Genomic DNA, 11083 nt, shown 5'->3' with positions numbered 1-11083 from the left:
CCACCACCCGCCGCAGCGCCACGTCGGTCAGCGACAGGTAGTCGCGCACCCGCGGGTCCTCCGGCGACTCCACCACGGGCGGGCCCGCCCGGCTCGCGGCGCGAGGACGGGCCGGAGCGGCCGCGGCGGGTGTCGCGGGAGGTGGGACGCACCCGGAAGATGCCGGTCTCCAGGTCCTCGCCCTTGACCAGCCGCACCTCGACTGTCCCGGCGGGGGTGTAGCGCTGGGCGTCGGCGTGGTCCTCCGCGGCTGCTACGAGCTCGTCGGTCAGCGCGCGGTCGTAGGAGGAGAGCCGCTCGTAGTCGCTCTCGGCCAGCTCGATCGTGAAGACGTTGGGGACCATGGTCCGGCCGGGGCCGAGCACCGCGGCGCGGTCGTCCATCGCGCCGCGGACCGCCGAGGCGACCTCGACCGGCTGCACCTCGGCCTTGAAGATTCGCGCGAAGGGGGCCTTCACGGCGCGCTCCAGGCTTCGCTCGACCCGGTCGAGGAATCCCATGGCGCTCCCTTCCGCCGCAGTGGTCAGTGCTGCCGCCGGTCAGCAGGGTGGCACCCCTGCGTCGCCCTGATCGTACTTGTCGACACTGGGTGTCGGCGGGAGGTCGGGACGTCCCGTGCCTGACCAGCGCCCTGTCTGTCCCCCCGGTTCACGCGTGATATTGTGTCTCGGCACTCGCGCGAGTGGCGGAATAGGCAGACGCGCACGGTTCAGGTCCGTGTGCCCGAGAGGGCGTGGGGGTTCAACTCCCCCCTCGCGCACGCTGGATGACAGCGACAGGCCCCGGGTCCTCGGACCCGGGGCTTCGTCCGTGTCGGCCCGCTCGTGGTGCCTTGCGCGGGTGCCGTCGCGACCGTCGGTCACGGCCCGTCAGCATCCGCGCAATCGCGGGCGGTAGTCGCGCAGCGCGCCCCGAGGGCGGGTGCCGGGTTGTCACCGCTGGGCGCGGACCAGATGGCGGATGCCGTCGATCAGCCCCACTCCCACCAGCAGGTGGAACGTCAAGAGCGCGATCCCGGCCGAGAGGGTCGCCGCCAGCAAGGGGCCGGCGCAGGAGACCAGCAGCACGGTGACGGCGGTGGCCGTCCAGCCCCGGAGCTCGCGCTTCCTCAGCGCCCAGAGCAACGCGTACGACGCGACGGCCGCGAGCGTGGTGGCGAACACGACCGCAACGAGGGTGACCTGCTGGGTCCCGGCTCCACGTCGGACCTCGAGCTCGACGCCGAGGAGTCGCCAGAAGGCCCACAACAGGACGGCGGCGACCTCCAGGGCGACGAGCAGGTAGACGTGGCGGGTGGTGATCCGATGCGGTTCCGTGGTCGGCCGGATGGTCCCGGTGCCGGTGTTGTCGTGGGTGCTGGTCATGGCAATCACTTCCGTTCTGTGTGTCATGGGTCTCGGTGTGTCATGGGTCCAGTCACTGGCCGGTGCAGTGGCGGCTCCGCCGGGGGGCGGTCAAGGTCGCGCGCCGGCATCAGCACCGTCATGACGCCTTCAGGCCGGGATCCCGACGCACGAGGGAGTCGTTACGGCACGGTCGCCCCCTCTACATGTGTCGAGGATGGTACTCTACACCTGTCGAGGAAGGGAAGGGACGTGGTCATGGCGACCGAGCGGCGAACCGTGATCGCGGATGCGGCGATCAGAACCCTGGCCAAGGCCGGCGGACGAGGGCTCACCCATCGAGCCGTCGACATGGAGGCCGGGCTGCCGATGGGCTCGACCTCCTACTACCTCCGCACGCGCGCGGACCTGCTCCGAGCAGCCGTCGACCGGCTCGCCGCCCTGGACGAGGCGGAGCTGGCCACCGCCGCCGATGGGTCTCTCGCCGCAGACCTCGCGCGCGTGACGGAGCAGCTGCTCACCTCCGATCGGGAACGGCTCCTGGCCCGCTACGAGCTCGCGCTCGAGTCCGTGCGACGTCCCGAGCTGCGAGAGGCCCTGGCGGCTGGCACCTACCGGGTGCGCAGCGCCATCGAGCAGCGGCTGACCGAGCAGGGTGTGGCCGCACCACGCGAGGTGGCCGACGCCGTCCTGGCCCTCGTCGACGGCCTGCTCTTCGCCGAGCTCACGGCGATCGAGGGACAGCAGCGGACCCGCGCCGAGCTGGAGTGGCTGCTCTCGAGGATCGCGGGTACCCAGTGACCCGCAGCCGCGAGCTCGACATCTGGCTGGTCGTGGGTCCGCGTGCTGACCCTGGACCGGAACGAGCGGCCACGCGGTCGGGGCGCCAGCCACCGCCGCGTCCGGAGCAACCCGGTTCGCTCCAGCCCAGCGCAGGACAGGACGCGCGGGAGCGGCCGGGCCCGTAGAGTCGGCGTCGATGAGCACGCCGGAGGAGCCGGCCCTCGTACTGCTCCCGGGCCTGGGACTGGACGGCCGGGAGTGGGCAGGCGTCACCGCGCGCCTGAGCGGGCGAACGGAGGCAGTGCTGCTCCCGGGCCTGGGCAGCCCGGCGGCCAAGGGCACCGACCTGTCGATCGAGGCGCAGGCACTCCGGGTGCTGGCCTGGCTGGAGCAGCGGCTGGGTGACCAGCCGGTGGTGCTGGTGGGCCACTCGGAGGGCTGTGCGGTGGCGGTGGCGACCGCGGTGCGGCGGGCCAGCGTCGCCGGGCTGGTGCTGATCGGGCCGGTCACCGACCCGCGGGCCCGGAGCTGGCCGCAGACCCTGCAGCGCTGGCTGCGGACCGCCCGGCACGAGCGGCTCGGCGAGCTGCGCAGCCTGCTCCCGCAGTACGCCCGGACAGGGCTGCGCTCAATGTTGCGCGGTCATCACGCGATGCGCTGGTACCCCACCGGCGAGGCCGTCGCTCGGCTGACGGTGCCCGTCGTCGTGGTCGTGGGTGAGTTCGACCGCATCCCGTCACGGGGGTGGGTCGACGGCCTGGTGACCGGCCGGTGCCGGTCGCTGGTCGTGGTGGCCCGAGCCGGGCACATGGTGCCGCTCACCCATCCCGAGGCGGTCGCCATGGCGATCCACCAGGTGCAGCGGGTGCTAGCGGGTCAGCGGTAGCCGCCGCGGGCGCGCCGGACGCGACCGCGCCGGGCACCCTGACGGGGTACCCGGCGCGGTTCGGTGGTCCGGTCAGAGGCCGGTGACGCGGTCCTCCGGAGCGGTCAGACCCGGGTGGGCCTGCAGGAAGGCGACCAGGTTGGCCAGGTCCTCCGGGCCGCCGGTGACGTTGGTTCCCTCGGTGAAGACGGTGAACCCGTCCCCGCCGTCGGCGAGGAAGTTGAGCGTCGCCACCCGGTAGGTCTCCCCGGGCAGCACCGGGTCGCCGTTGAGGGTCATCGACCCGTCGACGACCTCGTTGGCGTCGGCGTCCCAGGTGTAGGAGAAGCCCTCGGACACGCCGAGCGCGAGCATCTCGCGGCTGCGCCCGGGGAGGTACTGCTGCTCCAGCACCTGCTCCAGCTGGGCACCGGTCAGGTCCATGGTGACCAGCTGGTTCCCGAACGGCGCGACCTCGTAGGCCTCGGCGTAGGTGACCTCGCCCGGCTGCTCGTTGTTGGTGATGTCGTCGACCAGCAGCGAGGCGCGCACGCCGCCGACGTTCATCAGCGCGATCTCGGCTCCGCCGTTGTCGCCGCTGGTGCCCCACAGGATGGAGTCGGCCACCAGGTCGGCCATCGGGGTCTCGATGCCACGGTCGCCGCTGGCGTCACCGGTGATGTCCTCCTCGACGGTGCCGACGACCCGGGCCGCGATCGGCTCGGAGGCCTGGTCCCAGTAGTCCACGATCGCGGCGACCTCGGCGTCGATCGGACCCTCGGTGGTGACCGCGTGGTTGGTGGCCGTGACCCGCTCGCGGAGGACGTCCTTGGTCGCGCGGTCGATCGGCAGCACGAGCTCGCTGAGCACCTCGCCGTAGTTCGCTGCCTGGGTGACCAGGCGGGGGTCGCCCGCCGGGTCTGGCAGCGAGCAGACGTAGCCGTCGTGGGTGTGGCCGGTGATGATCGCGTCCACCTCGGCGGTCGTGCTGGCGTTGAGGTCCGTGATCGGGCCGGTGAGGTCGACGCAGTCGTTGATGCCGGCCTCGCTGTCCTGGGAACCGCCCTCGTGCACCAGCGCGATGATGGTCTCCACGCCCTGCTGCTGCAGCTCGGCGGCGTAGCGGTTGATGGTCTCGGCCTCGTCGAGGAACTCGACGTCGGCGATCCCGGAGGGGCTCACCATGATGGCGGTGTCGGTGGTCACGGCCCCGATGAAGCCGATCTTGACGCCGCGGACCTTCTCGACGTGGTAGGGGGCCAGCACCGGCTCGCCGGTCTCGCGGTCGACGACGTTGGCGGCCAGGTACGGGTAGTCCGCCCCGTCGTACGGCTCGTCACCGAAGCACCTGAGGTCCGGGTGACAGCCGCCTTCCTGCATGCGCAACAGCTCGTCCACGCCCTCGTCGAACTCGTGGTTGCCCACCGCGGAGACGGCCAGGTCCATCGCCTCCACGACCTCGACGGCCGGCTCGTCCTGGAACATGCCCGACAGGAAGGTCGAGCCGCCGATGATGTCACCGGTGGAGACGACCAGGCTGGTCTTGGTGCCGTGCTCGGCGCGGAGCTCGTCGATCGTCCCGGCCAGCGCGGCAGCGCCGCCGAGGCCGTCGGACGGCTGCAGGTGGCCGTGGAAGTCGTTGAACGACAGCAGCTGCAGGTCGAGGGTGCTCTGCTCGGGCGGACCAGGTCGGTCCGCCGGTCCCTGCGCCACGGCGGCGGTGGCCGGGGCGAGCAGGGACGTGGCCGCCAGGCCGGCGACGACCAGGCGTGGGGTTCGTGAGGGCATGCGGTTCCTCCAGGGGTCGGACGCGGCGCGCTCTCTGGGCGCGCAGGGACAACCGTAGCCTCCCGGACACGGCCGCGTCGTGACTTCCGGGCGAACTCCGGGCCGCTACCGCTTGGCCGGCCGATGGCCAGCTCCTGACCAGACGGGGGAGAAGCGTCACTGGCCGGGCGGGCACATCACCGGGCGAGCAGCAGCTGCCGGGCGGCCGCCAGGCACAGCACGCCGGCGCCGGCGGACATGACCGCGCCGGGCCCGGGCAGCCAGCCGCCGGTGCCGACCAGTCCGAGCACGTGCAGCATCTGCCAGGCGGGCAGCACGATCGCCACCGCACCGCACAGGCAGGCCTGCGCCACGGCGAGCGTCCGGTGAGGGATGAGCGCCGAGGCCAGCGCCAGCATGCTGGCGTAGAGGGTCCAGAGCCCGGGACCGCGGATGCCGAGGACCGGCCCGGCGGGGGTGTAGACCCAGGGCAGGAACGCCCCTGCGACCAGCATCGCGGTGGCCCCGAGCAGCTTGCCCTGTCCCGGGCGCAGGCCGCGGCGGCGGGCGGGGCGCGCGGTCGTCATGCCGGCCCACTCTAGACACCGCCGCAGCGGCGCAGCCGATGGCGGCGACCCGCCAGGACGGAGCCAGCTGCGGGTGAACGGCAGCTGTGGGGTCTTGACCCGACGGTGCCCGAGCGGTTGAGTTCCGTGACCAGGTGGCGGTGATGCCACCGACCCGACGACGAGGAGTCCGGCGATGGACCAACGGCAACGGACGGCGTACTGGCGGCGCAACCTGCGGCTGATGGCTGGGCTGCTGACGGTGTGGGCGCTCGTGTCCTACGGGTGCGGCATCCTCTTCGTGGAGCCGCTCAACCAGCTCTCCATCCTCGGGGTGCCGCTGGGCTTCTGGTTCGCCCAGCAGGGATCCATCGTCGTGTTCGTGCTGCTCATCGCCATCTACGTGTGGCGGATGGACAAGCTGGACGCCGAGTACGGCATCACGGAGTACGAGGAGGAGGTCCACCACTCATGAGCAGCATGCAGACGTGGACGCTCGTCTTCGTCGTCCTCACCTTCGGGATCTACATCTACATCGCCTACGCCAGCCGGGTGAAGGACACCTCCGGGTTCTACATCGCCGGTGGCGGCATCCCCTCACCCGCCAACGGCGCCGCGATCGCCGCGGACTGGATGAGCGCGGCCTCGTTCATCTCGATGGCCGGCATCGTCGCGTTCTCCTCCAACGGCTACGGCGGCTCCGTCTACCTCATGGGGTGGACCGGCGGCTACGTGCTGCTGGCGCTGCTGCTGGCGCCCTACCTGCGCAAGTTCGGCAAGTACACGGTCCCCGACTTCGTGGGTGACCGGTACTCCGAGACGGCACGGCTGGTGGCGGTGCTGTGTGCCGTCGTGGTCTCGTTCGTCTACGTGGCCGGGCAGATGGCCGGGGTCGGCCTGGTGTTCCAGCGGTTCCTCAACGTGGACACCACCACCGGGACCATCATCGGCATGGTCATCGTGTTCTTCTACGCCGTGCTCGGCGGCATGAAGGGCATCACCTGGACCCAGGTGGCGCAGTACACGGTGCTCATCACCGCCTACCTCATCTGCGCGGTCGCGATCTCGCTGCAGCTGACCGGGATCCCGGTGCCGCAGATCGGCTTCGGCCAGATCCTGACCGAGCTGGACGGGCTGCAGCGCGACCTGGGCATCGAGGCCTACACCGAGGCGTTCACCGACACCTCGATGCTCAACATGGTGCTCATCACCGGTGCGCTGATGTTCGGCACCGCCGGCCTGCCGCACGTGATCGTGCGGTTCTACACCGCCAAGAGCGTGCGCGGGGCGCGCTACTCCGCGCTGTGGGCACTGTTCTTCATCTCGCTGCTCTACACCAGCGCCCCGGCGATCGGCGCGTTCAGCAAGTACAACGTGATCAACCAGCTGTCCGGCACCACGGAGGCCGAGGCGCCGGCCTGGTACCAGAGCTGGCGCGACGTCGGGCTGATCGAGTTCAACGACGCCAACGGCGACGGGGTCATCGACATGGCCGGCGGTGACGGGCTGGGGGAGCTGGTCATCAACAACGACATCGTCGTGCTGGCGACACCGGAGATCGCGGGACTGCCGGCGCCGATCGTGGGCCTGGTGGCCGCCGGTGGCCTGGCCGCGGCGCTGTCCACCGCCTCCGGGCTGCTCCTGGTCATCTCCTCCTCGGTGGCCAACGACCTCTACTACAAGAAGGTCAACCCGCAGGCCTCCGAGGCGCGGCAGCTGTTGGTGGGCCGGACCGCGATGGCCGGGGCGATCGTGGTCGCCGGCTACCTGGGCATCAACCCGCCCGGGTTCGTCGCCCAGGTGGTGGCGCTCGCGTTCGGGCTCGCGGCGGCCAGCTTCTTCCCGATCCTGGTGCTCGGGATCTTCTGGAAGAAGTGCACCGCGGCCGGGGCGGTGGCCGGCATGGCGGTCGGGCTCGGGACCACGCTGGCCTACCAGCTGTGGACGATCGACATCTACGGCAACGCCGAGGGCTTCTTCGGGATCCAGGAGACCGGCTTCGGCACCATCGGCATGATCCTGAACTTCATCGTCACGATCGTGGTGTCGCAGTTCACCACCCCACCGACCGAGGTCATGCAGCAGCTGGTGGAGGACGTGCGCTACCCCGGCCGCACCCAGCTGGTGGCCGCGCACGCGACCGGCGCGCTCGAGGAGGACGTGCTGCACGGAGAGCGCGCCGCCGAGGACGAGCCGCGCGACACCGGTCCCGACGAGCGACCCGGCCCCGGCTGAGCGGGGCGCAGCGCGCGGCGGGCCTGGCCCTCAGCCCTCACCCGGTGAGGGCCAGGCCCACCGCCGCGGCAGCCAGGCACAGCGTGGCCGACCCGAGCACGTTGGCGGTCGCCAGCGCCGGGCGGTGGTCGGCCACCAGCGCGGCGGTGTCGTAGGCGAACGTGCTCACCGTCGTCAGCGCGCCGCACAGCCCGGTCCCGGCCAGCAGCACCGCCCACGGCGGCACCGCGCCGCGCGAGGCCAGCCCCAGCAGCAGCCCGAGCAGCAGCGAGCCCAGCACGTTGACCAGCAGCGTCCCCCACGGGAACGGCGAGTCGTGCCGCTGGCGCACCCACCGGTCGAGCAGGTAGCGGCCCAGCGCGCCCGTCGCACCGCCCGCGGCCACCAGCAGCACGGTCACCATCCGCCCTCCCGCCGGCGTCGCAGCACTGCCCGGGTCGCGGCGATCCCGGCGTGCACCGCCAGCAGCGAGCCCAGCAGCGTCACCGCCAGGTAGCCGCCCGCCGCGGCCGCCTGCCCCGCCCGCGCCAGCGCGTCCACCTCGGTCGCGACGGCGGAGAACGTCGTGAACCCGCCCAGCACGCCGACCCCCAGGAACGGCCGCAGCAGCCGGTGCGGCGTCGCGGTCCCCTCCAGCAGCAGCACCATCAGCACCCCCATGAGCAGGCAGCCGGCCACGTTGACGGCCAGCGTCGCCCAGGGGACCCCGCTCGGCTCCGCCGGCAGCAGCAGCTGCACGCCGTAGCGGCCGGAGGCCCCGAGGGCGCCCCCGGCGGCAACGCTGAGCGGCAGCGCCACCCGTCGCACCGGGTCACCGGGCCGGGCGGTCACGCGCCTGCGGTGGGCGCCGGTGCCGGCGCGTCGAGCTGCTCGATCCGTGCCAGGCCGGGCGGCTCCTCGCGCTGCAGCCGGGCCGCTACCTGCTCGACCTCCGCCAGCACCCGCAGCACGTTGCCGCCGGCGAGGGCGACCAGCTCGGCGTCGGACCAGCCACGGTCGGCCAGCGCGGCCAGCAACCGCGGGTAGCCGGTGACGTCGGCCAGCCCCTCGGGCTGGTCGGGTACGCCGTCGTAGTCGCCGCCCAGCCCGACGTGCTCGACGCCGGCGACCTCCCGCAGGTGCTCGACGTGGTTGACCACGTCCGCCAGCGTCACCGGCGGTGGCGGGTGCTGCCTGGCCCACCGCTGCAGGAACGGGGTGAACGCGGTCAGGTCGGTGGGGGCGACGCCCTCGGCGCGTGCCGCCTCCCCCGCCTCGACCCGCCAGTCCCACCGCGCCTGGGAGACGAACGGCGGGGCGAACACCGCCATGCACACCCCGCCGGCGGCGGCCATGGTCGCCAGCACGTCGTCGGGCACGTTGCGCGGGCTGTCACACAGCGCCCGCGCCGAGCTGTGGGAAAAGATGACCGGCGCCCGGCTGGCGGCGAGGGCGTCGCCCATGGTGTCGGCCGACACGTGGGAGAGGTCCACCATCATCCCGATGCGGTTCATCTCCCGCACCACCGCGCGGCCGAAGGCGGTGAGCCCGCCGTGCACCGGTGCGTCCGTGGCCGAGTCGGCCCACGGCGTGTTGTCGTTGTGGGTCAGCGTCAGGTAGCGCACCCCGAGCCGGTGCAGCATCCGCAGCGTGCCGAACGAGCACCCGATCGAGTGGCCGCCCTCGGCGCCGAGCAAGGAGGCGACCCGCCCGGAGGCGAACACCTCTCGAGCCTGCGCCGCCGTCGTGGCCAGCCCCAGCCGGTCGGGGTAGCGGCCGACCATGGTGTGCACCGCGTCGATTTGCTCCAACGTCTGCACGACGGCCTGGTCCGGCGGGAGCGTCGAGGGGACGAACACCGACCAGAACTGGGCGCCGACCCCACCCTCGGCGAGCCTCGGCAGGTCGGTGTGGGTGGCGGGGGTGCGGCCGGCGATGTCGAGCCGGTCCCAGTCGTACCCCACCAGGGTGCGGGCGGCCCACGGCAGGTCGTTGTGGCCGTCGACGAGCGGGTGGGCGTGCAGCAGCGCGCGCACCCGGGCGAGCGGGTCGGGGCCGGCGGGTCCGGGCGGTCGCGTCCTCACGGAAAGGAGTCTGCCATCGGGCCGACTCAGAAGTCGGTGCCGGCGATGTCACGCATCGTCTGCAGCATCTGGTCGTAGGCCGCCGGGCCGACCTGCTCGCGGATGGTCTCCTCGGCCAGCGTGATCGCGTGGTTGAGGTCGGCGCTCGCCCGGTCACCGAGCTCGGTGCGGCGCACGATCCGCACCCGGGCGTCCCGCTCGTCCGGTTCGATGACGACCGCGCCCCTGGCCTCCAGGGCACGCACCAGCTGGCCCAGCGCCTGCTTGGTCATGTGGGCCCGCTCGGCCAGGTCGGTCACCCGCATGCCCGAGCGGGGAATGAGCTGCAGCACCCGGCCCTGGCTGCCACGGATCTCCACGTGGCGCGGCTCGGCCTGCGCGAACACCTCCGCCCGCATCCGGCGGGTCGCGGCCTCCGCCCAGCGGAAGTAGTGGTCCGGCAACGGGTCGTCCTCGGGGACGGCCTGGGTGGGGCCGTCCGGGTCGTCCCAGGTAGTCATGGGGCCTGACTATCACGCGGGCCTGAGAAGAACCTGGTCGTGCCCTGCCGGTGGCGGCGCTGGACGCGCGCGAGCGGTGCGGCGGTGCCACAGTTGGTTCCGTGACCGCGACCCGTGTACCCGCGACGTTCGACGCCGAGCTGCTCCAGCTCTACCTGTCCGACCACCTGAGCGGGTCGGCGGCCGGCCTCTCCCGCGTCCGCCGGATGGCCGAGCAGTACGCCGGCTCGCCGATGGCCGAGACGCTGCGCGAGATCGCCCACGAGATCGACGACGAGCAGAACCGGCTGCAGCGCCTCATCGACACCCTGGGCCTGAAGCCGCTGCGGCACCGGCAGGTGCTGGCGTGGACCGCCGAGAAGCTGGGCCGGCTCAAGCTCAACGGCCGCGTCCTCACCACCTCGCCGATGACGCCGCTGCTGGAGATGGAGCTGATGCGCAGCGCCGTCATCGGCAAGCTGGGACTGTGGGAGACGCTGACCGAGATCGGCGCCGAGCTGGGGGAGGACCCGGAGGAGTTCCGCCGGTACGCCGACCTGGCCCGCAGCCAGGCCGATCGGCTGGGCGAGCTCCACGGGCGGGTGCGCGACGGCGCACTGCGCCCGCAGCCCTCCGACTGAGCCGGGAGCGGGGCAGGTGCTGCTCGCCCAGGTGATCGAGACCTCCGCCCAGGTCGCGGCGACGTCCTCCCGCAACGCCAAGACCGCGCTGCTCGCCGGCACCCTGCGGGAGACGGCCGCCGGTGGGGAGGGCCGGGAGCTGGAGGTCGTGGCCGACTACCTGGCCGGCACGCTGCCGCAGCGGCGGGTCGGGGTGAGCTGGCGCGGGCTGCAGGACCTGCCCGAGCCCGCCGCGGAGCCGAGCTGGACGGTGCCGGAGCTGGACGCCCGGGAGACCTCGTGTTGCTCGTTCTTCGCCTTCACCGTCGACGGCACAGACCACGACGTCACTCTTGACATTT

Annotated in this window: 13 protein-coding genes, 1 tRNA gene and 1 pseudogene; 7 read left to right on the top strand and 8 right to left on the bottom strand. The window is 72.5% G+C overall.

The genetic code is table 11. The annotated features are described in order from the left end of the window. Positions 1–500 (bottom strand): DUF3662 domain-containing protein (locus GFJ45_RS12960; protein ID WP_153397876.1); only part of this gene is annotated, 500 nt, incomplete at its 3' end. A gap of 176 nt (positions 501–676) precedes the next feature. On the opposite strand from GFJ45_RS12960, the gene GFJ45_RS12955 reads away from it, so the two are divergent. Beyond that, positions 677–760 (top strand) — tRNA-Leu (locus tag GFJ45_RS12955). A 172-nt stretch (positions 761–932) separates the two neighbouring features. Here the strand turns inward: GFJ45_RS12955 and GFJ45_RS12950 are convergent. Beyond that, positions 933–1364 (bottom strand): DUF6069 family protein, encoded by a 432-nt coding sequence (locus tag GFJ45_RS12950; RefSeq protein WP_153397874.1) that lies wholly within the window; start codon positions 1362–1364, stop codon positions 933–935. A gap of 237 nt (positions 1365–1601) precedes the next feature. Here GFJ45_RS12950 and GFJ45_RS12945 point away from each other — a divergent pair, with 237 nt between their 5' ends. Beyond that, positions 1602–2144 carry a TetR/AcrR family transcriptional regulator gene (locus tag GFJ45_RS12945; RefSeq protein WP_153397872.1) on the top strand — a complete coding sequence of 181 codons (543 nt, stop codon included), beginning with the start codon at positions 1602–1604 and terminating at the stop codon, positions 2142–2144. A 178-nt stretch (positions 2145–2322) separates the two neighbouring features. Next, entirely contained in the window at positions 2323–3012 is a 690-nt protein-coding gene (locus tag GFJ45_RS12940; RefSeq protein WP_153397869.1) for an alpha/beta fold hydrolase, read from the top strand. A 72-nt stretch (positions 3013–3084) separates the two neighbouring features. Here GFJ45_RS12940 and GFJ45_RS12935 read toward each other — a convergent pair whose 3' ends face one another. Next, positions 3085–4779: a bifunctional metallophosphatase/5'-nucleotidase gene (locus tag GFJ45_RS12935; protein WP_153397867.1), complete on the bottom strand. Its 1695-nt coding sequence runs from the start codon at positions 4777–4779 to the stop codon at positions 3085–3087. Positions 4780–4955: 176 nt separating this feature from the next. Then, on the bottom strand, positions 4956–5345 hold the full coding sequence (locus GFJ45_RS12930) for a hypothetical protein (RefSeq protein WP_228386991.1): 390 nt from the start codon (positions 5343–5345) through the stop codon (positions 4956–4958). 175 nt (positions 5346–5520) lie between these two features. On the opposite strand from GFJ45_RS12930, the gene GFJ45_RS12925 reads away from it, so the two are divergent. Together GFJ45_RS12925 and GFJ45_RS12920 are read left to right on the top strand one after the other, a co-directional pair. Then, complete coding sequence (locus tag GFJ45_RS12925) at positions 5521–5799, top strand: DUF4212 domain-containing protein (RefSeq protein WP_153397865.1); 279 nt, start codon at positions 5521–5523, stop codon at positions 5797–5799. After that, positions 5796–7559, top strand: a complete 1764-nt coding sequence (locus GFJ45_RS12920; protein WP_153397863.1) for a sodium:solute symporter family protein — start codon at positions 5796–5798, stop codon at positions 7557–7559. Before GFJ45_RS12925 ends, GFJ45_RS12920 begins: the two co-directional genes overlap by 4 nt. A 37-nt stretch (positions 7560–7596) precedes the next feature. Here GFJ45_RS12920 and crcB read toward each other — a convergent pair whose 3' ends face one another. Genes crcB through GFJ45_RS12900 form a run of 4 tightly spaced genes read right to left on the bottom strand, consistent with a single transcriptional unit; the run spans position 7597 to position 10122 of the window. Continuing rightward, positions 7597–7962: a fluoride efflux transporter CrcB gene (crcB, locus tag GFJ45_RS12915; RefSeq protein WP_228386990.1), complete on the bottom strand. Its 366-nt coding sequence runs from the start codon at positions 7960–7962 to the stop codon at positions 7597–7599. Further along, positions 7956–8390 carry a fluoride efflux transporter FluC gene (locus GFJ45_RS12910; RefSeq protein WP_153397859.1) on the bottom strand — a complete coding sequence of 145 codons (435 nt, stop codon included), beginning with the start codon at positions 8388–8390 and terminating at the stop codon, positions 7956–7958. The genes crcB and GFJ45_RS12910 overlap by 7 nt, the downstream gene beginning before the upstream one ends. Then, positions 8387–9622, bottom strand: a complete 1236-nt coding sequence (locus tag GFJ45_RS12905) for a dipeptidase (RefSeq protein WP_153397857.1) — start codon at positions 9620–9622, stop codon at positions 8387–8389. The genes GFJ45_RS12910 and GFJ45_RS12905 overlap by 4 nt, the downstream gene beginning before the upstream one ends. Before the next feature lie 26 nt (positions 9623–9648). Next, a complete protein-coding gene (locus GFJ45_RS12900) occupies positions 9649–10122 on the bottom strand; it encodes a MarR family winged helix-turn-helix transcriptional regulator (RefSeq protein ID WP_153397855.1) in 474 nt (157 codons plus the stop codon). A 101-nt stretch (positions 10123–10223) separates the two neighbouring features. Here GFJ45_RS12900 and GFJ45_RS12895 point away from each other — a divergent pair, with 101 nt between their 5' ends. Together GFJ45_RS12895 and GFJ45_RS12890 are read left to right on the top strand one after the other, a co-directional pair. Further along, positions 10224–10742 (top strand): hypothetical protein, encoded by a 519-nt coding sequence (locus GFJ45_RS12895; RefSeq protein WP_153397853.1) that lies wholly within the window; start codon positions 10224–10226, stop codon positions 10740–10742. Positions 10743–10758: 16 nt separating this feature from the next. Then, a pseudogene (locus GFJ45_RS12890) lies at positions 10759–11083 on the top strand (hypothetical protein); the annotation flags it as partial.

The organism is Ornithinicoccus halotolerans, assembly GCF_009602535.1.
Lineage (GTDB): Bacteria > Actinomycetota > Actinomycetes > Actinomycetales > Dermatophilaceae > Ornithinicoccus > Ornithinicoccus halotolerans.
This window is presented reverse-complemented; position numbering and strand designations above follow the sequence as displayed.